Raw genomic sequence first — 23,016 nt, forward strand, 5'->3', positions numbered from 1 at the left:
TGGGATGAACGGGGCCGGCGGTACGTGGACCATCTCGCTGGAACGTCTTCGGGAGGCCTTGTCCTGAAGGCTGTGCGGAGGGTATAGATGTGAGGCGGGAATCAGTTCCTTCCTCTGAGCAGAATGCGGCTTGCAGGAGCTTGCGTCGACGGACCCGGCGAGAGCTCGATGAGCTCGATCGACGACCAGTCCGGGGCCATGTCGCGATAGTGCCTGTCGAGAGGATTGCCGGACTGCCCGGTGGGGAGCTTGAAGTAGCCCGCCGGCCCGGCGGGGTCCATCTTGGCGATGAAGCGCTGCGACTGGCCGGAGGTGCTGGTGCGCGGATAGCTCCACGAGGTCGAGTCGAGCGCGGTCCAGGTCGAGCGGTGCACGGGGCGAACGGTGTAAGGCCCGCCGTGCGCGGCGTAGGGACCGATGTTGAAGCCCAAGAGGCGGTCGAGGAGTTCGACGGTTCCCAGCGGGTGCTCCGACCGCTCCCGGCTGACCTCGCCCCACGCGCGCTCCGCGAGCGGGAGCGCCGCCTCCAGGGCTAACTCCTCCAGCCTGTCGACGGTTTCGATCGCGTCGGTGCGGATGTCGTCCGCCCAGAGCGCAGCCTGGCTCCCGGGTTCGTCTCCCTCTTCCATGAGCCTGAGGAAGGCGTAGTCGGGGAAGGTGGCGCTCTCGCCCAGCTCGTCGGCCACCACGAGCGCCCGGAAGCGATAGAGCCAGGCGAAGTAGGGAGCGGCGCCCGGCGACTCGGGCTCCAACGACAGATCCCAGCCCCCGATCAGCTCCGCCAGATCCGTCTCTCCGGCACGGTGGGCTGCGGCGACGGCGCGGTCCCGGTAGCGCGCGGCGAAAAGCGAGCGCGTGTCGAGCTGGAGCTCCGCCATCTCCGCCACATCCCAGTCCGTCGCGTTGGCCACCACCTCGTCGATCCTTCGCGCCCGGTCCGGTATGGGGTAGTCCGCGGCCACCCTTCCCCAGGCCTCCGGCGACTGCAGGTTGTTCGCCGTGACCAGATAGCCGGAGGGCGGGTCCACCACGCCGGGCATCGCTTCCGGCGGAAGCTCCGCGGCCCACCCCTCCCATTCCTCGAAGGCGATGGCGCCCACGGCCCCCGGAGGACGGTCGGGGAGGTGTCCGACGAGACGGAAGGCGATGCGCCCCTCCGTTCCGGCTACGAGGAGGTTCTGGTGAGGTGAGGCGAAATCTTCGCTGGCCTCCAGCATCTCGTCGACGGATTCGGCCCGATTCATCGCCAGCAGGGCGTTGATCGGTCCCTTGGGCCGGAGACCGGTCCAGACCAGCGAGAGGATGAGATCGGCGGTCGGGAAGAGGTCGGTGATCACGGGTCCGCGCTCCGTCGACCGCACTGTGAGGGTAAGGGGATTCGCGTCCCTGACCGCGATCCGCTCCCTGCGGAGCTCGAAGGGGCGCCACTCGTCACCCTCCAAGTAGCTCGATCCGTCGGCGCTGACGCTCTCAACGACGAAATCGGAGTCGTCGATGTTACCGTTGGTGAAGGTCCAGGCCACATGCGGATTCATGCCGATGACCACGAGCGGGGCGCCCGGGATGCTTAGTCCCGCGACGTCCATGCCCGGCTGACCCCCGTCGTCGTCGGCGTGCTCGGTGCGCAGCGCGTTCAGGTACCAAGTGGAAGGCGCTCTGAGCCCGAGATGGGTGTCGCCCGCGAGCAGCGCGTGGCCGTCGGCGGTCCGTTCGGGAGCGAGCGCCCACGAGTTGGAGGCGTTCAGCCCGATGCCGTCGAGCAGCCCCAAGGGGTCGAAGGTGTCCGGGGCTCGGGCGTGGAGTCCGTCCGGGGGTTCGACCTCGAGGTCCCGGGTCCGGTCGGACGGAGCCGCCTCGGCGGATGACCAGCCCGCAGGTGGATCCCAAGAGCCGAGATCGTCCGCCACCCAGAGCGGCTCGTCGAGCGGAGTCTGGGTCATGGTCGGGTCCGAGCGGGTGTGCCAGGGTCGCAAAAGTTCGCGGTGCGCGTCGTCGAGCTCGGCCAACTGGGCGACGTATTCCAGATCGGTTGTCCACGCGGTCAGGTCCAGGGCCATGAGACGGACTATCGCGATCGTGGCCGTCGGCTCCCAGCGCTGCGGCGAGATCCCCAGGATGAGAAACTCGGGCGGCAGCGGCCCGCTCCAGCTCTCCATTCGCGCGTTCACCCCTTCCGCATAGGCCTGGAGCATGACGATCGTCGCGACGTCCAGCGTGACCAGCTCCCGTTCGCTCGTTCCCCAAATGTCGAGCGCGCGCATCAGGCGGTCGACCTCGACCGCGGCTTCGCCGAAGACCTCTGAGAGCCGTCCCTGGGCCGTGAGCTGGAAGAGCTCCATCTGCCAGAGGCGCTCCGACGCGTGCACGAATCCCTGGGCCCGGACAAGATCGTCCAGGTGCTCGGCGGTGATGCGCGGAATCGCCCACTCGTCGTACTCGACGGTAACCGGCGCCCGGAGCGCGGCGATCTCGATCTCTCCCGATCGGGGCTGAATTGAACGCGCGAGGTAGGATCGGGTACCGAGGATCCCCACCGCGACGCACACGACCAAAGCGAGGAACACGACGACCGTCCAGCGCAGTCTGCGGGATTTGACCGAAGCAATCATCAACGAGGCGAGATCGGAGGGATTATGGACAATCTGCGAAAGATACATGTTCGGAAACGTCCAGACCCGGCCTTCTTCCCCGGTCGCATCCTCTATCTCGTGGATGACGCCCAGCTCCTCGCGGCTCAGCTCGAGGGCGGGGAGGATCTCGCGACGGAGGTGGCTCGTCCCCATCTGCGAGACCAGATTTCGACGGACGAGATCACTCCTGCCTACATCTGCTTCTTCTACGACGACGAGCTGGGGAGATATCCGTACCTGGGGTTGCGGGCCACGGATCGAGCCACGGAAGAAACCGTCTTTCCGATCGGGCCCGGCTCGGTGCGCGCCGGCGGCTTCGTCTGTTCGGTGGCCGGCAAGCGGCGGGGCAAGGGCAGCAGCAGGGAGCAGAGCCCGTACGCCGAGCTCAAGGCCGGCATCCGTCTCGTGGTCGCCGAGAGCATCGCGCGCATTTACGAGGAAAACTGTCAGAACCTGGGCATTCTGACCACGACCGACTTCGGTGTGCTGGAACTCGTCCGCCGCAGGGAGCCGATTCCGCTGAGCGTCTTCACCCGGGACTCGGACGAGATCACTCGCCAGATCATCGAGTACGGCGGTCTCTTCGAGTTCAACGTGGCCAGACTGCGGGGCGACGCGAGCTTGCCCGCCACCCGGTGCGAAGAGCCGGACGCCCCCGGCCGACGTCCGATGACCGTGGCCGAGAAGATCTTTGCCAGCCACCTGCTCAAGGAGGGCGCGGAGGCGGGCGTGCCCTGGGTCGAGCCTGGGGATGCGGGCTTTTTCCGCACCGACATCCGCTTCAGCCACGAGTACGTGACCCCGATGGCGTCGATCTTCTTCGAGGAGAAGCTCGGAGCGGAGGCGCGCATCGCGGACCCAGATTCCGTCCTCTTTTTCCGCGACCACCTCACCTTCCTCGACAAGGTGATGAGCCAGGAACGGGTGGAGCAGGGGCTGCTCGAGGCCGCCGACAAGCTCGAGGTCAGGCAGCGGGCCTTTGCCGAGCGACAGGGAGTGAAGCTCTACGGAGAACAGGCCGGGCACGCGCTGGGCTCGGAGGCCATTTGCCACTCGAAAATCCTGGAGGAGTACGCGGAGCCTGGGATGCTGATCATAGGCACCGACTCACACACGCCTCATGCGGGGGCCGTCGGGTCGCTCGCGTTCGGTGTGGGCACCACCGCGATCTTCAACTCGTGGATCACTCGGGACGTGCGGGCACGGGTGCCCGAGTCGTTCAAGGTCGTCATCAGCGGCGAACCGCAGCCGAACGTGACCGCGAAAGACTATATGCTGGAGATTCTGCGCCATCCCTACGTGCGTGACGGCGAGGCCATCGGCAAGGTGATCGAGTACGCCGGCCCTGCGGTGCGGGCCCTTTCCGTGGACGAGCGCGCGACCATGACCAACATGGCGGCCGAGGTGGGCGCCTTTACCGGGATCGTCGGCGCCGACGAGCGTACCGTCGACTTCCTCGTGGAGGAGCGCGGCATGGAGCCCGAGCGGGCGCGGGCGCTCGCCGGGGGCGTGCGAAGCGATCCCGACGCCGAGTACGTCAAGGTCATCGAGATCGACGCGTCCAAGCTCCGCCCCATGGTCGCGCTGCCGAACGATCCCGGCAACGGTCTCTACATGGACGAGCTCGGCGCGGAGCCGGTGCGCATCGACATCGCTTACGCTGGCTCGTGCACCGCCGGCAAGAAGGAGGACATGGAGATGTACGCCCGGGTTTTCGCGGCTGCCGAAGCCGAGGGGCTGGGTGTGCATCCCGACGTGCGCGCCTACATCCAGTGCGGCTCGGTCGAGGTGCGCGATTACTGCTCGCGCCTGGGCTACCTCGATCTCTTCCGGCGAGCGGGGGCCGAGTTCATCGAACCCGGCTGCGGGGCGTGCATCGCGGCGGGTCCAGGGGTCACGGTGAGCCCGGACCAGGTGGCCGTCTCGTCGCAGAACCGCAACTTCCCGGGAAGGTCGGGTCCGGGCCAGCTATACCTGGCTTCGCCCTATTCCGTGGCCGCAAGCGCGGTCGAAGGGCGGATCACGGCGTGGTCGCCGGAGGGCGGCTTCAATCCGGTGTCGCGACGGAAGCTGGCCGTGGTCTGAACGGACCCGAAACGCCAAGCGCCCTGATGGTCGCTGCAGGACTTGAACCTGCGACCCCTACGATGTGAGCGTAGTGCTCTACCAACTGAGCTAAGCGACCCTCGGGAGGTCGCGGCCTCCCAATACCCCCACGGGGACTCGAACCCCGGTCTTCTGGCTGAGAACCAGATATCCTGGACCACTAGACGATGGGGGCAAGGCCCGGATGAGGCAGGGCCGATCCGCGCACGCGACCTGCGACCACCCGAAACCGGACGCGCAAGCTATCGAATCCGGGAGTGGGTGTCAAGCGCTCCCGGGAGGCCGGCGCGGCCTGGATCGCGCGGGACGACTTCCAGGTTTGGAGCGTGTAGGTGCGGCCAATCCGAAGGTGACCGATCAAGGTTCAGTCCTACAGCAGCGGCACAACCTGCATCCCCATGGCGTGATAGCCCTTGTCCACATGGAGCACGGTGCCGGTGATCCCGGCGGCGAGCGGAGATACGAGGAAGGCGGCGGCGTTCGCTACGTCCTCGGCGGTGTTCGCCCCCCCGAGCGCCGAATTCGCGTCGTAGTAGTCGACCATGCGTTCGATCTCTCCGATGGCACGAGCGGCACGGCTGCCCAGCGGACCCGCGCTGATGGAGTTGACCCGGATGCCGCGACTGCGTCCCGCCTCGAAGGCGAGGGTGCGCGTATCGCTCTCCAGCGCGGCCTTGGCCGAACTCATCCCTCCGCCGTAACCGGGCACGACCCGCTCGGCGGCAAGATAGGAGAGCGACACCACTGCAGCTCCCCTGCTCATCAGGGGCGCCATGCGCGACACCATGCTCACCAGCGAGTAGGCGCTAGCTCCCACCGCGGCGAGGTATCCGGCGCGACTCGTTCTGAGGAGGGGATTCCGCACTTCGGGCCCGTTGGCGAGCGAATGCACGACGATGTCGAGCGTTCCCGGTCCGAAGTCCTCGCGCATCCGGTCGGCGACCCCTTGGATGGAGTAGCGTTGCAGGCTGCGGTAGCGCTTGTCTTCGCGGACCGCCCCGGGAACCTCTTCGTCCGTGTCGAACGCGGCGTCCAATGCGTAGATCTTCTCGAACTCCATCTTCCCGCCGTCGGGCAGGGAGCGGTCGAACCGTCCCTTCCTCAGGCTTCCATTGAAGATGCGCAACGCCGGAGGCCAGGTTCCGACGCAGACCGAGGCGCCTCCGGCGGCGAGCGCGCGGCAGATGGCCCATCCGTAGCCCTGGTCGTCGGCGACTCCCGCCACGAAGGCCCGTTTGCCGGTCAGGTCGATCGGTAGCATGGGGGGCGGTCCTCAGTCGATAGCGAGGTCGACGGCTTCCGCGAGCGCGAGATCCTTCTCCGTGACTCCGCCGGCGGTGTGGGTCCAGAGGGAGAGATGGACGGCGGAGTAGCGGATGTCGATGTCGGGATGGTGATCCATGTCCTCCGCAGCGTCGGCGACGCGATTCACGAAGGTGACGGCCTGAACGAAGTCCGGGAAACGGAAGGTCTTTCGCAGGCGGTCGTCGTCAAGCCGCCATCCGGTTCGCGTGCGCATCCATGCGGATATCTGGTCGGTCATGGCGAGATCATCTCATCATCGTCGGCGCGGTGGATCGTCCGCTTAATCTAGCGAACCTCCGCTCGCAAATCCCCATTTCGACCTTTCCTCCGACCTGACCGCTCTCTAAACCTTGAGGAGCGCGACCACGAGGAGGAGGTACACCGTGAGCAGGGCGGCTGCCTCCCAGCGCCTGATGCTCCAGCGATGGCGCATCATCCCCCAGAGAACGAGCGAGATGAAGAGCACGGCCAGAAGTTCGCGCCGGAGGACGCTTCGATCGATGCTGACGGGCAGCGCCACCGAGACGGTTCCCAGGATGGCGGCGAAGTTGAAGATGTTCGAGCCCACCACGTTGCCCACCGCCAGGCTGAGCTCCTTGCGCGCTGCGGCCACGAGCGCGGTGGCGAGCTCGGGGAGAGAGGTTCCCACGGCCACAAGCGTGAGTCCGATGACGACCTCCGAGACTCCCAGCGCGACCGCTATCTCTCTGGCTCCCTCGACGACGGAGTAGCCGCCTACGACCAGCCCGGCCGAGCCGATGAGGATGAAGACGAGGTTGCGGATCAGCACGCCGGGTTCCCGGGGCTCCTTTCGGATCATCCCCTTCACCTCGTCGACGATCGCGGTGTCCCCGGCCTTCGCGTTGTAGAAAGTGTAGAGCAGGTAAAGGATCAGCACCAGCAGAAAGACGGCTCCGTCGATGCGTCCGATCATCGGCGTCTCGTCCCAGATCACCATGGGGACGATGGCCAGAGTGACCAGGATCATCGCCGGGGCGTCCCTGCGTACCACCTGCCGACTCACCTCGACCGGGGTCACCAGCGACGTGAGGCCGAGTATGAGGCCGATATTGGCCAGGTTCGAGCCCATCACGTTACCGATGGCGATGCCCGGGTTGTTCTCCCACACCGCCACCGCGCAGGCCACCAGCTCGGGAGCCGAAGTTCCGAAGGCGACCACGGTGAGTCCGACCACGAGCGGAGGTATGCCCATGGTTGCCGCGAGCCGCACGGAACCGCGCACGAGCCAGTCGGCGCCGTAATACAGGCTGCCGATTCCGAAGACCAGAAGCAGGACGTCGGTGGTCACCCGGCCTCCTCGGCTTCGCCCCGAGATCGGGCCAGCTCCACCCTTTCCAGGAACGCCTCCCAGTCGACGGTCTCCACCCCCAGCGCCGCGGCCTTGGCCGCCTTGGATCCGGCGCCCTCGCCCGCCACCAGGAAGGCGATCCTCTGCGATACGGAACTCGCTACCGAGCCGCCTGTGGATTCCCAGATCGCGCCGGCCTCGGTCCGGGTCACGGGAAGCCTGCCGGTGAACACGACGGCCCCGAGCGCCGGTCGAGCCGACGAGACCGGAGTCACGCCCCGGGCGAGGAGCGCGTCGATGGCCTCGGCGTTCCTGGGTTCGGAGAAAAAGCCGGTGATCGCGGCGCTCATCTTGGGACCTATGCCGTCCATCTCTTCCAGCTCGTCCGCCTCCGCCGTCCGGAGCGCCTCGAGCTTCCCGAATTGCAAGGCGAGCGAGCGTGCGACGGCGGCCCCGACCTCCGGGATGCCCAAGGCGACGAGGAAACGGTCCAAAGGTGGATTTCTGCTCTCCCCGACAGACGCGACCAGCGCTTCCGCCGACCTCGCGGCGAATCCCTCCAGCTTCTCCAGCTCTTCGGCGGTGAGCGCGTAGAGGTCCGCGAGGGTGGCGACCAGTCCCTCGTCCACCAGCGACGAGGCCACCTCCTTGCCGAGGCCTTCGATGTCGAGCCCAGCCCGCGAGCCGTAGTGCAGGAGGCGGCCCTTGAGCTGCTCGACGCAGCCGAAGCGATTGGGGCACCGCGACCTGGGACCGTCCTCGACGATCCCCGCGCCGCAGGACGGGCACTTGTCCGGCATGACGAACGGCTCCGAACGCTCGACGACGGAGACGACCTGCGGGATCACGTCGCCGGCCCGCTGAACCACGACCCGATCCCCCACGCGAATGTCCTTACGGACGAGCTCCTCGCGGTTGTGGAGCGAAGCCCTCCTCACCGTGACGCCGCCGATCACGGTGTCGACGAGATGCGCCACCGGTGTGACGACCCCCGTTCTCCCGAGCTGCACCTCGATCTCCTTGACCCAGGTGACCGCCTTTCGGGGCGGGAACTTGTAGGCGAACGCCCAGCGCGGATGATGCGAGGTGCTGCCCAGCTCGCGTCTGGCCTCCAGATCGTCGAGCTTGACGACGATGCCGTCGATCTCGTACTCCAGCTTCTCGCGATTCCGTTCGATGCGGCTGCGGTACGCGACTATCTCGTCCACCGCGCCCAGGCGCTCGATGCGTTCCGGCAGACGGAACCCCCACGATTCCAGGGCGGCGAGGACCTCGGTGTAGCTGGTGAAATCGGGTCCGCCCGTGATCCCGAGCAGGTCGTAGCCGCAGACATGGAGGTTCCTCCGGTGGGTCTTCGCCGGATCGAGCTGGCGAAGTGCGCCCGCAGCGGAATTCCTAGGCGAGACATAAGGCTCGTCGCCGGCTTTCGTCAACCCTTCGTTGTAACGTTCGAAGTCCGATATGTACATCATCACTTCGCCGCGCACCGAGAGCATTTCGGGAACGGGAATCTTCTCGGACGAGAGCTGCAGGGGCAGGCCGGAGACCCGACGCATGTTGGCTGTCACCACGTCACCTTCCAGACCGTTTCCCCTCGTCACCGCCCGGACGAAGACGCCGCCCTCGTAGACGAGCTCGATCGAGACGCCGTCGAGCTTGGGCTGAACCGAATAGGCCGGAGTTTCCACCTTTTCGCCGATGCGTCCGTGAAAGCGGGCGAGATCCGCTTCGTCCGCCGATGAATCGAGCGAGAGCATCGGGCCGACGTGACGCGCGGTCTCGAAAGACTCGGCCGCGACCGCGGTTCCCGGCGCCCGGGTGGGCGAGTTCTCGGCGCCGGCGCCGGGATAGGCGGCCTCGACCATCCGCAGGAGCTGGAAGAGTTCGTCGTAGCGTTCGTCCCCTATCGCCGGGCGTCCGTCCTCATAGAGACGCCCGTGCCGGCGGAGCTCCCTCTGGAGCGCCGAGGCCAAGGCGAGCGCGGCCTTCTCCGACGCTTCGGAGCTCTCGGAGACGGCGGCCTCCGACCGGTCCTGCGGTGTCGACAGTGGAGTCGCTTCCTCGGTCAACGGCTGCTGGGAAGCCGTGAACCCGTGGGGCTCCCAGCCGTCGGACCGCAAGCCGCTACCGGCATCTCTCGGTATGTGTCAACGCTCGGGATAGGCGGCTCGGAACGGGGAGGGAAGCGAAAAGGCTCTCACCCTACCCCGCTTCGGTCGGATCGGGTTCCGACCCGATGGGGCAGGCGCCGACAGCGCCGACGCATATGAAACAGGTCTCTCGTCCCGCTCGTAGAATGGCCCGACCGAAAACTCGATGGCGGGCCGCGCGCGCCCGAGCCGGGTCTTCGGCCGCTAAGATTTTCGTTGGCGGGCGGATGGACGACTTGGGCAGGATCCGCCCCGTCGGAACAGCTTCAACTGGTCGGAGGACCGCTCATGAGCAAGATGATGAAGGTGGGGATGGCCGTCGCGAGCCTGGCAACCTTGGCGGTGATCGCCAACTACGCGAGAGGAGAGGCGGGCGAGACTTTCGAGAAGGTCCAACAGGTCTTGGCCGGGAGCTCGCAGGAGTGTCCGTTCGAAGCGACACGAGCGGTGTGGAGCGACGGGTCGTCCCTGAATGTGGATGCGGCCGCCGGTACGCTGACGGTCGTCGGCGTGGAAGGTCTCTCGCGAATCGAGGTCGAGGCGAAGGCGTGCGCGTCCCGGGAAGAGTGGCTCGACGATCTCGAGGTCACGCTCGCGACGAGTGGCGGCGAAGTGATCCTGGAGACGCACTATCCCGACCGGCGAGGCGGCTGGCGCAACATCGACAAGGCGAGCCTCGACGTGGAAGTCCGGGTGCCCACGGGCCTGCCCGTCGATGTGAACGACGCCTCCGGCTCGATTCAGGTCGCCGGCACCGGTGATCTATGGATCGACGACGCTTCGGGCTCGATCAAGGCCGAGAGCATCCTCGGTAGCGTCCGGATAGAAGACTCCTCCGGCAGTCTGACGGTGACTTCCGTGGAAGGCGATGTCGACATCGAGGACGGTTCTGGCTCGATCACCCTTTCCGACGTGGGCGGGGACGTGACCGTGGACGACGGCTCAGGCTCCATCCGCATCTCCGGAATCGGAGGCAGCGTTCTCATATCCGAGGACGGAGGCGGCTCGATCCGGGTCGAGGACGTGGCCGGGGATTTCGTGGTGGAGGGCGACGGAGGTCGCGGCTCGATCCGCCACAGCGACGTGAGAGGCGAGGTCCGGGTACCGGCGAAGCGTCGCGGCGGCGGAGTCTAGAGTCTACCGAACCTCACGGCCCGGTCACCTGTCCAAACCGTACGCCCGGACCGTCTCCACGCCGAGGGAATCCGAATGCACTCCGAGGACGAACTGTGCGCCGATCCAGGTGATCCGGAAGTCGCCAGGAGTCGCCAGAGAGCCAATGAGCCTGCCCTCGTCGTCGAAGATGTCCCACTCTGGCTCACCGGAATCCTCGACCAGGCCGCTTCGATACCGTTCCACCCACAAGTTGCCTGCTTCGTCGGAAAGGACTCTTCCGTGGACAGGGTGGGTGCTCGCGAACTCGGTCGCCCGGATTCGTTCCACGGCAGGACCCGACATTCCCCGGAGGCTCTCCTCGGCCGCAGCCCGCGATTCGTCGATCTCAGCTTGGGTCACTGCCCTCGGGACCCGGTCCACACGCACGATTCTGCGTACGGATCCCGATCGGTCATGGCCGACCAACTCGAATCGGCTCGATTGGCCATACCAGGCAAGGTTGCCGCCTGCCGCGAACTCTGCCCGCCCGCCGAAGGCCATTCCATAGCCGTTGCGGCCCAGCTGCTGGCCCGCGAACTCGCCGAGGGTCCCCAGAACCTCGCCATCACGGTCAACCGCGTACAGGAAGTGCGTGGACTGATCGCGGGTGTCCCGCGAGGGAGATTGAGTGCGGGCGTCGATGAGCAGGGTCCCGTCGTCGAGCCAGCCAATCACGTTCGGTGCAGACGCCCCCGGAAGCCGGGGAATAGGAAATGACCGAACGAACGTTCCAGAGGATGTGAAGTGGGAAACCCGCCCGCCCAGAGGATCGATCGCCACAATCGTATCGCCCGGCAATTCCGCAATCGTCCAGAGGATTGCGAATTCTCCAGGTCCTTCACCGCGTCGTCCGAACGTGCGTAGATGCCCTCCGTCATCGTCGAAAACTCGTATCTCGCCCGCCAGGCCTTCTGCCACGGCGATGTCTCCGCTCGACAGCCGTATGACCTGCATGATGCGTCCGAAGAGATCGGGTCCGTCATCCCCTCCCTCGCTTCGCCCGATCTGGAGTACGGGGGGAAGCTGAAGCCGCCATTGGTCGCCCGAGGCTTCGAGGGGACTCTCGGCGATCATAACACCGGCGCTGTCGCTAACGATGGTCGAGGAAGGGTTGTCGGGCGAGGCGCACGAAGCGAGGAGGAGTGCGGCTGCTGCGAGGCGGAGGGGACGAGGGGACGGGGGCAAAGCCGCTCCGCTGGCGACGCGCGCCATCAGCGACCCTCGGGAGTTATCAGGTCATACAGACCGATGTAGGGAATATCCAAATTGGTTGTTCCGGTGCCCCACACGCGATCCCCATCGGCAGCCTTGAAGGTCACGCCCGGCGGTGCGCTCACCCGGAACTCCGGCGAGCCGTCCGCCCCAATGACGACCCACTCGCTCCGGTCGTTCTCGGAGGTGGCCACGCGCAGCCAGACCTGCCCTGAGCGGGTCACGAAGAAGCTCTCGATCGGGGGGTAGTGGTCGGGAATGATCGATCCCTGGATGACGGCGCCCCGCAGATTCGCGGGCACTTGCTCGCCGACGGTTTCAGGCAACGATTCGGCCGTGCGCTTGACCATGGCAACGCCCTCGTCGATGTATGCTTCGCGAACGTCGTCGGGGATCTCGCGGAGCTTGAAGTCGAGCGTGCTTTCGCCGGCTGGCCGGCCATCGAGATCGTAGCGCCGGAGGGTCAGGCGGTCCGGGACATCGATTGCCCAATCAACCACGAGGACACCAGTTCCATCGGGCAATCGCGTGTGACGCGGCGGCGCGACCACCAGCCGGTGGGCGAAGCTGCCGACCCCTTCGATCTCCATGCTGGAGCTCTCCAGGACGGAAGCCACGGTGTCGCGCCCGGGACCGTCGCGGGGCCCGATTGCGACGGCCATCCTGGTCCGCTCACCTCCAGCGGCTTCGCCAGGTGGTCCGACGACCAGCTGCCGTCCCCCGGCAAGGGGCATCTTTCGCGCGTATCCCGATCCCATCTCGGGGCGTCCGGTATTCGCCTCGGTCCTGACATGGATGCCGGCTGTATCGAAGAACGACGTCCGCATCGCGAACTGGTCCTGGATCCAGAGTGTGTCCCCGGCAAAGCCCGCCCTGTATAGAGACGCGAACTCCCCGGGTCCCGTTCCACTGCCGCCGATGTATCGTATGAAATCGCCGTCCTGGTTCAGAACCCGCACCCTCGGGTCCCGTCCGGGGACCACGAACAGTCGTCCCGCACCGTCCAGCATAAGGCGTGGTTCGGACACGAAGGTGAGCCAGTCGGGCACCTCTACGGCGTCCCCCAGGCGGAGTAGCTCGCGCGCTTCGCGGACCGGCGCGTTCCTGACGGTCTGGCCGTCCGCCGTGCGGGTGGCCGGCGGGGTCAGGCAAAGCGCGACCATCGCGACCGCGTGGAAGGTCGTTGCGACGATGCGAGTCTTCATCGGTTTCTCCCTCGGTAGAGCATGTGGGGGTGCTCGCCTTCGCCAGCCCCGATCGACACGGCTGGCTCGGGTCCCACCTGCCATACCCGGGACCCTTCCGGAGGTTATGCGTTCTCAACTATCCACGGACGCGGGGCTTCATCGCGAACTCCCTCATGGCTCGTTCCTCTCGAGTTGATGGACGACCAGCCGCTCAATTCCAAGCGGGCCGGTCAGGACGGCCAGAACCCAATCGGATCCGAGGTCCTGGAGGACATCGTGGCGACACGGGTTCCATCGTCGTCGAAGCCCCGCCAGTGCTGCTCCGTCTGGCCGGGTGGGCGAAAGTGCCGCACCCAGATCAAGCCATCGGCGATGATGATGTCGTCGTAGGCGGGGAACCTGGTCGGCAAGGCGGGACGCTCAGTCTCCCAGTAACTATTGAACCGTTGCTCCCAATCGTCACGTCCCCCGCTTCGGTACGCCTCGTACAACTCGTCACGATAGGCGTCAAGGTGATCGTCCGTGACTTCGAGGTCGGGGCTGTCCCACCGAATCCGGTCGATCGTGGTTCCTGTCCAGTCAACCAGTTCGATCTCGTGACTGTCGGCCGTTCCGATCCAGGCGCCTTCGTCGGTCGCGGCAATGGACAGGGTGCGTCCCCACGTCAGCGGCCACGCACTGGACGGCACGCCACGCACGAAATACAGCATCCGGTCGGCCCCGGGAATCCCCTGGCGAAATACTCGGGGACTCGCCCCCTCACCGTCGTGGTAGACGATATCCGCAACCCATCGGTAGGGACCCTCACGGTCCGGCATCTGACTTTGGTCTGCGTATGGAGCCGCGTCGGGGAGCACACTTGATCAGGCGGTAGGGTGTCCGGTCACCGAAATTAAAAAGGTAGTCGTCCACCAGCTCTCCATCGTTGTCCAGGATGGTCACCCGGTATTGGGAACGGTCGTAGATGACGATCCGGTTGTCCCTTGAGCAGGTGGTCAACAATACGGGAAACTTGAACTCTCCGGGGCCTTCACCGTGACGCCCCCTACTCCACAGGTGGGCGCCGTCCGGTCCGAATCCGCGTACCTCGTAGTGGCCTCGGACCATCACCACGACACCGCCGTCGGGAAGACGCATCGCTCCGTCCACCTGGAACAGTTCGTAAGGCGAATCCACCCCTTGGCCGGGGCCGATGGAGAGGACGGGTTCGACGCTCGCACGCAATGCGCGCACCGGTGTCTCCTGTCCCCCGGCCAGGGCGACCGGTAGGCCTGTAGCTACGAGTCCCCCCAAGAAGACAGCGGCCACGAGCCGGGTCGGTTTGGAGCGACGGGGGCGGCCGGTGAGGAACGGCGCTGCCGCCCCAGCCGGGAACCTCAGCGTCGAGATCGTCAATGTGCCACTTCCTTTGATTGTGATTGGAAATGGTGCACCCGGGACACGGATTTCCCCGGCATCCCAGTGTTCCGCCAATCGGTGGAAAGCTCTAGCACGGGATTCAGGCCCGTTCTACCACTGCAACCGGCCGAGACGCCAAAGCGTGCGATCATCGCCGCTCCAACGGCCACACCTGCACCGACTCCACACCAAGTTCCTCGCTCACCGCCCTGCCCAGAATGTAGTCCCTCCCGATCTCGTAGATCTCCAACTGTTCTGGTGTTTCGACGAACCCCAGCACCCGCCCGCCTGGATCGAAGACGGTCCAGATTATGCCCGGGCGCTCTTCTCCGGGGGCTTCGTATTCCTCGACCCAGAGGTGGTTTATGGCATCGGACATGATGGAAGAAAAGGCCGGGAGGTACTCGGCTACCGGCACGGACTCGAGGAGTTGCATGAATAACTCCGTCTGAGAGTCGCTCGCGATCCGGGATACGTAGTCATCCACGTACGCACCGAGGTGAGCTGTCGTGGGCGTGCGCCGTTCAAGGTCAAGCCGGACGATCCGCGCCAGCCTGCCGCTCGTCGAAAACGCCTTCATCTCGTAGCGGTCGGTCCCGCCGATGACGACGAGTTCGCCCCAGGAGCCCAATTCAAGGGTCCGGCCGAAGGTTTTCGGGAAGTTCATTCTGGTGAATGATTGCATGAGGTGTCGCTCCGAACCCGGGTGCGTTCCCAGGGAATTCCGAAGCTCTCCGTCCCCATCCCAGAGTTCAACCACGACGGGATCGACGGAGATCGGGTCCTGGCTCGCCAGAATCGTGCCGTCGCGCAGGACAGTCGCCGGGCCCAGGTCATAGCGATCGTGGAGACTTCTCGCCAGGGGGATGGTCCGGACGAAGTTCCCTTGCGAATCGAACACGCTCATGCGCTTCGCCGGCCATTCCCAGGCGACGATCGAGTCACCCGGGAAGATCTCGACGCGAACAAGATTGCGAAACTCTCCCGGCCCTTCGCCCCTTCCGCCCCAGGTCGTCAGGTGAGTTCGCAGAGCGTCGCACACCCGCAGCTCCATGGTGCCGGCGTTCACCACGACGCTCCGCCCGTCCGGCAATTTCGCCGCATCCCGTCCGCCGAAGAGCAGGTAGGGGTCATCGCCCGCCCGCGCACGCCGATAGAGATCGCCGGCTCCGGTCCGATCCGCCAGTCGAGCCGCGAGTCGTCCCGAGGGCGGGAGTTTTCGGCGATCTGGATGCCGGCGCTGTCCCGCAGTTGGTACTGGGGCTCCGGGGCTGCGAAATCGTCGGGGTTGTCGACGCAGGCAGCAAGGGTGAACAGGATCGTCGCCGGCAGGAGGGGTGGGCGGATTGGGGATTTCATGGTCGGCTGTCCTCCTTCAGTGAGGATTCCGGCGTGTATGTGTGTAAGCTACAATTTACAGAAAGCGATCTACACATAACGGGCCTGATGGCTTCGGGATTCATTTCAGCTTGGATGACCCGACCCGATAGAGCTCCTCGAAGTCGGGGGTCAGGGGGCTGTCTTCCCCGAGGAGGGTGATGATCTCCTGGGGGGACCGTCCCGCCGGAAACCGGGTCAGAGTGGTTGAGCCGTTCGCCGGATTCGGTTTTCGAACCTTCGCCCTGCGCCCGGCCTACTTCTCCAGCCCGTACATCCGCACGTATTCCACCCCCTGCTCCCCGCTCCACACACCCAGAACGTAATCCTCGCCGATTTCCATGCCGGTGTTTTCCCTTCCCACGGCCAGAATTAGCCCCGGTGGCATGGCGACGGACCCCAGCCAGGTGCCGTCCGGTGCGTAGACCTCGAAGGGGGACCTTTCGGAACCGTAGACGGCAAACGGCTCCACCCAGAGGTTTCCGGCTGCGTCCAGACGGATCGACCCGAGGACCGGGAGGGTGGGAGCCATCGGTGCCTTGCGCCAGACCGGCTTGCTCGCTTCCGCTTGCTCTTCCGAATAGCCACCGTAGGCGACGTTCCGCCTGGCCATCCATTCGACGTAGGCCTCCACATCCTCGGACGTCACCTCCCGGGCCGGCTCATCCCGGCGCAGGATCGCCTTGGTGGCACCGTCGTCGAGGGAAACCGAACGCACAGAGAACACCTCGGTATCGACCAGGGCGAGCCGCCCGCCCGCCGTCGCCAGTTGGGGTCCCCTTCCGAACTCGTACCCGCGATAGCTGATGCTCGACTCCATCCGAGTGATGTATTGCTCGGCTCCGGGAATGTCCATCAACGTGGCCACAGCCCCGTCGTCGAGGGAAAAAGTGGTGATCCGGATGCCCGGCCACCGCACGACTCCGATTGGAATCTCCCCCTCCAGGTCCTGGAAGATCAGGACGAGACGGCGCTCCGACACGCCGACGACCCTGGTCGGCGGGGATCCTGACCAGGGAGATTCGATGCGCATGGTCCGGGCAACAACGCCTTCGGGCCCGAATATCTGCACGCGGCCCAGAGCACCGTCGTAGGTGACCACGGAATCGCCTGGCAACAACCCCACGAAGGTAAGGAAAGCGTGTTCTCCGGGACCCTCTCCCTGGCCCCCCGTTCGCCACATGAACGTGCCGTTTCGGTCGTATCGGCGCAGTTCGCCACTCGCCCACTCACCGAGAACGATGTCGCCGTTGCTCAGGCGGACGGCCCCCATCACCCCGTCGAGCAGGTACTCGTCTGATCCGTCTACGGCGCCGATTTCGAGCAGGGGTTCCTCGCTGATCGTCCAGCCTTCACCGGATCCCCACTGGGGAGCCAGTGCGGTGGTGATGGGGATTCCGGCGGAATCGGTCCTGATCGTGGTCCTGGACTCCGAGGGCGAATCGCAGGTGCCCAGTGCGAGAGTCGCGACGCAAAGCAGGACCATGCCGGGCGCTGCGAGCCGCCGCCTGATCGATTCAATCCGGCTGTTGCGTTGACCTCTCTTGACGATCCATCGCTCGACAACCATAGGTCTGAGGCGGAAGTAGGGATGGATGGCCGGGGCTTCGATCCCCGCCCTCTCAATTCACCGCTCGAAACCGCACCCGCGCCACCCGCTGCACACCGAGCGAGTCGGCAGTAACCCCGTACAGGGCGGAGTCGAATACCCGGGGCGTCGGAAAGTCTCGAACCCGGCTCGGCCACCGATACACTGCCACCAGCGTCGTTCCCTCGTAGACGTCGGCCTCGCGCATCGCCGCTCCGTCCGCCGCCGTCTTCTCGATCCACAACCGGCCTGCGGCGTCAAAGAACATGCGTGCCAGCGGAGCCTTGCGGTCGGGAATCCCGAACGGGTGCTCGTCGAGTCCGGCGCGGTCCCGCTCGCGTTCCATCTGGCGTTCTGCCGCAGCCAGCTCGTCCGCGCTCGGTGCCGGTCCCCGGAGCGCGGGACCCTCGATCACGGAAACGGTGCCGTCCGGACCATGGTAGTTGATCGCATACTCCGTGCTCACCGCCTCCGCCCATGTGCCCCCGTTCGCGTGGGCGCGAACCCACCGCGGTCCGAAAGGCGCATGGACGTAGACAATGCCCCGCATGTTCCCCATTTCGAACGGCACCGTCTTCTGGCCGGCTTTCTGCCGCTCCGAATCCGCCATGACCACGGTGTCCACGACCCCGTCGTGACGCAGTCGCAGTCGCGCCTCCAGGCTCACGTCATCGTCGCCTCGCACGGGTCCGACGGCGACCAGCTGGCCCTCCGCGTCGAAGGTGAACGGATCGTTGAGACCGACATGTCCGGGGTTCAGACTTCCGAGCACCCTCCGGTACTCCGCCTTCTCCGACTCCAGCCTGAACACGCTGTACCGAACACTCTCGCGCACCCATAGTTCGCCGTCCGGACCGAACTGCAGACTACTGGGGTCCGACAGCTCGCCGGGACCCTCCCCCGGGCCACCGAAGTGGAACGCGAAATCCCCGTCGGGCTCGAAGACCCGGATCTCGCTCGTATGCCTGTCGGTGACGATCACCCGTCCCCCCTCGTCGGCCACGATGTCCCCGATCGAGGAGAACAGGTAGGGATCCTCCCCGTCGAGTTTGCCGATCTCGAGCTCGATGGTGCCCTCGTAGGTTGGGACTTCCTCCAGGACAACTTCCGAATCCTCCTCCACCGAGCAGGCGGCCGGGATCAGGAAGAACGCCGCCGCAACGGTCGGTCGAGATGGAACCCGCTTCATGTCAATACTCCTTCACTGAATTTACCCGGTTGCACATAAGCCACATCCGTTCGGCGTACGCCCGGTGCCGGAAAATGTTCATCCAAGGAAGGCGAAACACTGTTACCCCGTCCAACGCACGTCATGGATCGCTACCGTGCTGCGATCCATTTCGTCACGCACAATCGTCAGCACTGACTGTCCGCTCACCTGCACCGGCCAGACGTTGGAGGGCAGTCGCAAATGGCCGATGAAGACGCCCTCGGCGTCGAAAACGTCCCAGACTTGATCGTCTTCCGGGACGCCCACCGTCACCCCTTCGGCATCACCAGGCCGCAGGAGCCACACGCCGCCTCTATCCGTGAACAACACGGCATCCCAGGGCCGTCGTCGTGCTTCGGGAATCGGCATGTCGGACAAGTGTCTTTCGTAGAAGCGCACCTGGGATTCGGGAAAGCCGACGCCTCGCAAGAACTCAACGAACTTGGACGCGGAGAAGTCGTCGATCTGGCGAGGCGCTCGATCGATCTCGACCCTGCGCTCGAGACCCGCCGGGCCGTACACCGAATACGACGCCTCCCCGGCGGCATCGGTCACGTAGACCCGGTCGTCCCGGAGCCCCCAAAGTGAACCGCCGGCGTAAGGTGCTGGAAGGACCCCGGTGTACGGCACGACGACCTGCACTCCATCCCGGAAGTACCACAGTGCGCCCGGGGCCTCCCACACCAAAGTAGGGGCCGCACCGTCCAACGGCATCGTCCAGATTCTGACGGTATCCCTGAAGGTCGAGCCGTTTGCCGGTAGGCGCTCCATTACCTGCGGAATCTGGCCAAGAAGGGTCCCAGCTCGGGTCACATGAAGTGGCCGCGGCGAGATGCCGAGGGACGACGGCATCAGTTTGCTGTGCAGGAACTCACCGTTCTCGGAAAAAACCGATAGTCGCCGGTGCTCAGAGTCATACGCGTAGGCACTTCCTTCTCCATCGAACCCGAGGAACGCGCTCCGCCGGAACTCACCGGGGCCGTCGCCTCTCCCACCGATCGTGAACAGATGCGCACCGGAGCCGGGGTCGAATACGCGAATCTCCTGGGCCTGCGAATCCGTGATCCACAGCGATCCATTCCGATGCAATCGAGCGGTGCCGACTCTACCGAAGAGATCCGGGCCTTCTTCCTCGGAACCGAAGACGCGCCCGGCGGGCTGAACGAGTTCCCCGCGAGGCCGCAGCTCATCCGTGTTCCGGACGATCTCGACCCCCGCACTGTCCGCGCGGCCCGGACCGATTGCCTCGCCCCGGTCGGAAACGCCGCACGCTGCCGAGAGCAAGACGACGGCAACGTGAGATCCCCGAAGGGCACAATGTATACCGGACATGACATACTGTAACGTGGATCTTGCATCGCGAACAGGTTGAGCGACGGGGCCCAGTCCGGTTGTATCGCCGGTCGAATGCCGGGAGGTGTTTCTTCCACCGCTAGACTCACCCCATGTCCTTCACCTCTTCCAGGCGGGAACGCCGACTCTGGGTCTGGACGGCGGTCGTCGTGGCGACATCCTGTTCAACGTCGATCCGTTGAAGCTGAACGCCGCTCCCACTATCTTCACCTCCGCCGTGGTGGTTGGCGAGTGCTCGTGGTTCTTCTAGCACCTTGAATCCAAGGCACTTGCCGCCTCACGTCGCCTCGCCTCCAGATCATTCGTGAACAAAGGGGGGCGAAGGAGGGCCGCGTTCGGCCCGGCAACCCTCTTCAGGCGCTATCCTCAATGAGATCTCGAAGAACTTTCGCGACCACCCTTGTCGTCGCCGCGTCGCTGATGCCGATCGCCTCGCCGACCTCGGCTCAGACCGAGGTTCAGTTCCAGTACGGCAACCTTCTCGATCAGTTCTCCAACGAGAGCGCGGGCTCCTGGGTGCTGACCCTCCAGCACGCCTCCTTCTGGAGCCACGGCGACAACTTCTTCTTCGCCGACTTCGTCACCGCACCCGACGACCGCGACCACGACGTTCAGGACGTGTGGATGGAGTGGTATTCGAACTTCAGCCTGGGCTCGATCTTCGGAAGCGGACCCGGCGACGGAGTGATCAGGGACGTCGGATTTCTCCCCGGCATCAACATCGGAGCCGATCCCAACATCCTGCAGATACTCCCCGGCGCGCGCCTCTCGTGGAAGTTGCCGGGCTTCCTCTTCCTAAACACCGATTTCAGCCTGGCCCTGGACAGGAGCGCGGGACTGGCCGGACGCGGGGCCCCGTCGACTGACGCTCGCTTCTTCTTCGACTTGAACGGCACTGCGGTCTTCGGAGGAGGACCGCTCCAGTTCATGCTGTCGGGCCACGCCGAATACGCGGCTTCCACCACCAACGAGCTCGGCGAGGAAGTGCCGTTCTGGGTGCTCGCGCAGCCGCAGCTCACGGTGGACGCGGGTGGGCTGGTGGGCGCGGAAGGCAAACTCTTCCTCGGGGTCGAGTACCAGTACTGGAAGAACAAGCTCGGCAGCCGCAACACGGAGAGCGTACCGCAGTTTCTGGCCATCTGGCGGTTCTGAGCCGGCCGACCCGTACGATGGTGACCCGGGTGTCGGATCCGTGGCCCCGGGACCACCCGCGGATATGGGCCCGGCCGGAGGATCGCGTTAGGTTATCCTGACCCTTCGCCTCCAACCTCAGCCCAAGATGTCCATGCGAAAGATCATGACCGCCGTGACCGCGGCCTGCCTCCTCGCTCCCTCCCTCGCCTTCGGCCAGATGGAGGAGACCTCCCCCCGCGGCGCGAACGAGGGCGACGGCCCTCACGAGCGTCTCATCCTGCGGGGTGTGACGGTGATCGACGGCACCGGCGCCCCTCCCATGGGCCCTGTGGACATCGTGATCGAGGGCGACCGGATCGCCGAGGTGCGTTCGGTCGGCTTCCCCGGCGTGCCGATCAACGAGGGACGGCGGCCCAACGGCGCCACGAGAGAGCTCGACCTCTCCGGCCACTTCGTCATGCCCGGGTTCGTGGACATGCACGCGCATACCGGCGGTTCGGGGAAGGCTCCGCAGCCCGAGTACACCTACAAGCTGTGGATGGCGCACGGGATCACCACCTCCCGCGGCGTCGGCCACGGCCCGATGATGTGGGCGCTCAACGAGAAGGCCCGAGCGGCGCGGAACGAGATCGTGGCGCCGCGCATGTTCGCCTACGCCCGCCCGGGCGAGGGGTGGGACCAAGGTCCCGTCAGGACTCCCGAGGTCGCCCGCGCCTGGGTGCGCTGGGCAGCCGAGCAGGAGGTGGAGGGCCAGAGGATCGACGGCCTCAAGCTCAACGCCTTCGATCCGCCCATCATGGAGGCGCTCATAGACGAAGCGAAGCGGCACGGCCTCGGCACCGTCGCTCACCTGGCGCAGACCGGGCTGGCCCGCATGACGGTGATCGACGCGGCCGAGATCGGCCTCGACATGATGACGCACTACTACGGTCTCATGGAGTCCATGTTGACCGACTATTCGGTCCAGGACTGGCCGCTCGACTACAACTACAACGACGAGCAGCATCGCTTCGGCCAGGTAGGTCGGCTCTGGTTTCAGGCGGCGGAGCCCGGCAGCGAGCAGTGGAACGCTCTCGTCGACCGCTTGGTGGAACTCGGCTTCGGCATCGACCCGACCATGACCATTTACGAGGCGAGCCGCGACGTGATGCGGGCTCGGGAGGCGGAGTGGCACCAGGACTACACTCTGCCCAGCCAGTGGGACTTCTACGCGCCTTCGCGCAGGGCCCACGGTTCGTACTGGTTCTACTGGACGAGCGAGGACGAGTACCACTGGAACAAGTTCTACGAGAAGTGGATGCGCTTCCTGAACGACTTCAAGAACGCAGGCGGCGTGGTGACCACGGGCTCGGACTCGGGTTTCATCTACAAGCTCTACGGCTTCGGCTACATCCGCGAGCTGGAGCTCTTGCGCGAGGCGGGATTCCACCCGATCGAGGTGATCCGGGCCGCCACCTACCACGGCGCTCTCCAGCTTCACAAGCCGAAGGGGCTCGCGGACGAGCTCGACTTCGGACTGCTCCGGCCGGGGCTCAAGGCCGACCTCGTGGTGGTCGACGAGAATCCGCTCCAGAACCTGAAGGTCCTCTACGGCACCGGCGCGGTCAAGCTAAACGACGACACCGGCGAGGTGGAAAGGGTGGGGGGAATCAAGTACACCATCAAGGACGGCATCGTCTACGACGCCAGGCAGCTTCTCGAGGACGTGCGCGAGATGGTGACCCGGGCTAAGGCCTCGACGGCGATAAGCGAGCGTTAGCGGCGGAAGCGGGGCGGCGCGACCGATCGGAGTGGGGCCGGCGGTGCTCGGAGGCAGGGCCCCAGCTTGCGGGAGCTTGGTCCACGCCCCGCCGATCCAGCCGTGAACGTGGCCGAGCTGCGCGCCGACACCCCGGGTTGCGA

General features: G+C 65.6%; 20 protein-coding genes and 2 tRNA genes. 6 read left to right on the forward strand and 16 right to left on the reverse strand.

Features of this window, described 5'->3' with window-relative positions:
- Positions 1-101: 101 nt before the first annotated feature.
- Positions 102-2,612 (reverse strand): penicillin acylase family protein, encoded by a 2,511-nt coding sequence (locus tag J4G12_08090; protein ID MCE2455756.1) that lies wholly within the window; start codon positions 2,610-2,612, stop codon positions 102-104.
- 21 nt (positions 2,613-2,633) lie between these two features.
- Between J4G12_08090 and J4G12_08095 the strand changes: the two genes are divergently transcribed.
- Complete coding sequence (locus tag J4G12_08095) at positions 2,634-4,715, forward strand: 3-isopropylmalate dehydratase (GenBank protein MCE2455757.1); 2,082 nt, start codon at positions 2,634-2,636, stop codon at positions 4,713-4,715.
- A gap of 27 nt (positions 4,716-4,742) precedes the next feature.
- Here the strand turns inward: J4G12_08095 and J4G12_08100 are convergent.
- The 6 genes from J4G12_08100 to ligA all read right to left on the reverse strand — a co-directional run bounded on the left by J4G12_08100 (position 4,743) and on the right by ligA (position 9,419).
- Positions 4,743-4,815 (reverse strand) — tRNA-Val (locus J4G12_08100).
- 23 nt (positions 4,816-4,838) lie between these two features.
- A tRNA-Glu gene (locus J4G12_08105) sits at positions 4,839-4,911 on the reverse strand.
- A gap of 195 nt (positions 4,912-5,106) precedes the next feature.
- Positions 5,107-5,997, reverse strand: a complete 891-nt coding sequence (locus tag J4G12_08110) for an enoyl-[acyl-carrier-protein] reductase (GenBank protein MCE2455758.1) — start codon at positions 5,995-5,997, stop codon at positions 5,107-5,109.
- Positions 5,998-6,009: 12 nt separating this feature from the next.
- Complete coding sequence (locus J4G12_08115; protein ID MCE2455759.1) at positions 6,010-6,279, reverse strand: 4a-hydroxytetrahydrobiopterin dehydratase; 270 nt, start codon at positions 6,277-6,279, stop codon at positions 6,010-6,012.
- A 105-nt stretch (positions 6,280-6,384) separates the two neighbouring features.
- Entirely contained in the window at positions 6,385-7,350 is a 966-nt protein-coding gene (locus tag J4G12_08120; protein MCE2455760.1) for a calcium/sodium antiporter, read from the reverse strand.
- The gene (gene ligA, locus J4G12_08125) at positions 7,347-9,419 is read right to left on the reverse strand and encodes an NAD-dependent DNA ligase LigA (protein MCE2455761.1); all 2,073 of its coding nucleotides are present in this window, start codon (positions 9,417-9,419) and stop codon (positions 7,347-7,349) included. Before ligA ends, J4G12_08120 begins: the two co-directional genes overlap by 4 nt.
- A gap of 369 nt (positions 9,420-9,788) precedes the next feature.
- On the opposite strand from ligA, the gene J4G12_08130 reads away from it, so the two are divergent.
- Entirely contained in the window at positions 9,789-10,634 is an 846-nt protein-coding gene (locus J4G12_08130; protein ID MCE2455762.1) for a hypothetical protein, read from the forward strand.
- A gap of 24 nt (positions 10,635-10,658) precedes the next feature.
- Here the strand turns inward: J4G12_08130 and J4G12_08135 are convergent, their stop codons facing one another.
- The 9 genes from J4G12_08135 to J4G12_08175 all read right to left on the reverse strand — a co-directional run bounded on the left by J4G12_08135 (position 10,659) and on the right by J4G12_08175 (position 19,398).
- Positions 10,659-11,330: a hypothetical protein gene (locus tag J4G12_08135; protein MCE2455763.1), complete on the reverse strand. Its 672-nt coding sequence runs from the start codon at positions 11,328-11,330 to the stop codon at positions 10,659-10,661.
- 536 nt (positions 11,331-11,866) lie between these two features.
- Positions 11,867-13,072 carry a hypothetical protein gene (locus tag J4G12_08140; GenBank protein MCE2455764.1) on the reverse strand — a complete coding sequence of 402 codons (1,206 nt, stop codon included), beginning with the start codon at positions 13,070-13,072 and terminating at the stop codon, positions 11,867-11,869.
- A gap of 212 nt (positions 13,073-13,284) precedes the next feature.
- Positions 13,285-13,764 carry a hypothetical protein gene (locus J4G12_08145; GenBank protein ID MCE2455765.1) on the reverse strand — a complete coding sequence of 160 codons (480 nt, stop codon included), beginning with the start codon at positions 13,762-13,764 and terminating at the stop codon, positions 13,285-13,287.
- Positions 13,765-13,858: 94 nt separating this feature from the next.
- Positions 13,859-14,287: a hypothetical protein gene (locus J4G12_08150; protein ID MCE2455766.1), complete on the reverse strand. Its 429-nt coding sequence runs from the start codon at positions 14,285-14,287 to the stop codon at positions 13,859-13,861.
- A 313-nt stretch (positions 14,288-14,600) separates the two neighbouring features.
- Positions 14,601-15,521: a hypothetical protein gene (locus tag J4G12_08155; GenBank protein MCE2455767.1), complete on the reverse strand. Its 921-nt coding sequence runs from the start codon at positions 15,519-15,521 to the stop codon at positions 14,601-14,603.
- The gene (locus J4G12_08160) at positions 15,518-15,811 is read right to left on the reverse strand and encodes a hypothetical protein (protein MCE2455768.1); all 294 of its coding nucleotides are present in this window, start codon (positions 15,809-15,811) and stop codon (positions 15,518-15,520) included. The genes J4G12_08155 and J4G12_08160 overlap by 4 nt, the downstream gene beginning before the upstream one ends.
- A gap of 274 nt (positions 15,812-16,085) precedes the next feature.
- Complete coding sequence (locus J4G12_08165; protein MCE2455769.1) at positions 16,086-17,315, reverse strand: hypothetical protein; 1,230 nt, start codon at positions 17,313-17,315, stop codon at positions 16,086-16,088.
- A gap of 136 nt (positions 17,316-17,451) precedes the next feature.
- On the reverse strand, positions 17,452-18,606 hold the full coding sequence (locus J4G12_08170; GenBank protein MCE2455770.1) for a hypothetical protein: 1,155 nt from the start codon (positions 18,604-18,606) through the stop codon (positions 17,452-17,454).
- 102 nt (positions 18,607-18,708) lie between these two features.
- A complete protein-coding gene (locus J4G12_08175) occupies positions 18,709-19,398 on the reverse strand; it encodes a hypothetical protein (protein ID MCE2455771.1) in 690 nt (229 codons plus the stop codon).
- A gap of 132 nt (positions 19,399-19,530) precedes the next feature.
- Here J4G12_08175 and J4G12_08180 point away from each other — a divergent pair, with 132 nt between their 5' ends.
- The 4 genes from J4G12_08180 (at position 19,531) to J4G12_08195 (ending at position 22,873) form a co-directional block, all read left to right on the forward strand.
- Positions 19,531-19,971 carry a hypothetical protein gene (locus tag J4G12_08180; protein ID MCE2455772.1) on the forward strand — a complete coding sequence of 147 codons (441 nt, stop codon included), beginning with the start codon at positions 19,531-19,533 and terminating at the stop codon, positions 19,969-19,971.
- A gap of 73 nt (positions 19,972-20,044) precedes the next feature.
- On the forward strand, positions 20,045-20,230 hold the full coding sequence (locus J4G12_08185) for a hypothetical protein (protein MCE2455773.1): 186 nt from the start codon (positions 20,045-20,047) through the stop codon (positions 20,228-20,230).
- Positions 20,231-20,349: 119 nt separating this feature from the next.
- Complete coding sequence (locus J4G12_08190) at positions 20,350-21,132, forward strand: nucleoside-binding protein (protein MCE2455774.1); 783 nt, start codon at positions 20,350-20,352, stop codon at positions 21,130-21,132.
- 133 nt (positions 21,133-21,265) lie between these two features.
- The gene (locus J4G12_08195; protein MCE2455775.1) at positions 21,266-22,873 is read left to right on the forward strand and encodes an amidohydrolase family protein; all 1,608 of its coding nucleotides are present in this window, start codon (positions 21,266-21,268) and stop codon (positions 22,871-22,873) included.
- The last annotated feature ends 143 nt before the right edge of the window (positions 22,874-23,016 follow it).

It is taken from the genome of Gemmatimonadota bacterium, assembly GCA_021295815.1.
Taxonomy (GTDB): Bacteria; Gemmatimonadota; Gemmatimonadetes; order Longimicrobiales; family Gaopeijiaceae; genus JAGWBQ01.

Excerpts from the sequence above, each read along its gene's own strand:
- J4G12_08130 (MCE2455762.1), top strand. The coding sequence starts at position 9,789 with ATGAGCAAGATGATGAAGGTGGGGATGGCCGTCGCGAGCCTGGCAACC.
- J4G12_08140 (MCE2455764.1), bottom strand. The coding sequence starts at position 13,072 with ATGAAGACTCGCATCGTCGCAACGACCTTCCACGCGGTCGCGATGGTC.
- J4G12_08195 (MCE2455775.1), top strand. The coding sequence starts at position 21,266 with ATGCGAAAGATCATGACCGCCGTGACCGCGGCCTGCCTCCTCGCTCCC.
- J4G12_08170 (MCE2455770.1), bottom strand. The coding sequence starts at position 18,606 with ATGAAGCGGGTTCCATCTCGACCGACCGTTGCGGCGGCGTTCTTCCTG.
- J4G12_08095 (MCE2455757.1), top strand. The coding sequence starts at position 2,634 with ATGGACAATCTGCGAAAGATACATGTTCGGAAACGTCCAGACCCGGCC.
- J4G12_08145 (MCE2455765.1), bottom strand. The coding sequence starts at position 13,764 with ATGCTGTATTTCGTGCGTGGCGTGCCGTCCAGTGCGTGGCCGCTGACG.
- J4G12_08160 (MCE2455768.1), bottom strand. The coding sequence starts at position 15,811 with ATGAAATCCCCAATCCGCCCACCCCTCCTGCCGGCGACGATCCTGTTC.
- J4G12_08110 (MCE2455758.1), bottom strand. The coding sequence starts at position 5,997 with ATGCTACCGATCGACCTGACCGGCAAACGGGCCTTCGTGGCGGGAGTC.
- J4G12_08115 (MCE2455759.1), bottom strand. The coding sequence starts at position 6,279 with ATGACCGACCAGATATCCGCATGGATGCGCACGCGAACCGGATGGCGG.
- J4G12_08165 (MCE2455769.1), bottom strand. The coding sequence starts at position 17,315 with ATGGTCCTGCTTTGCGTCGCGACTCTCGCACTGGGCACCTGCGATTCG.
- J4G12_08190 (MCE2455774.1), top strand. The coding sequence starts at position 20,350 with ATGAGATCTCGAAGAACTTTCGCGACCACCCTTGTCGTCGCCGCGTCG.
- J4G12_08175 (MCE2455771.1), bottom strand. The coding sequence starts at position 19,398 with ATGGAGCGCCTACCGGCAAACGGCTCGACCTTCAGGGATACCGTCAGA.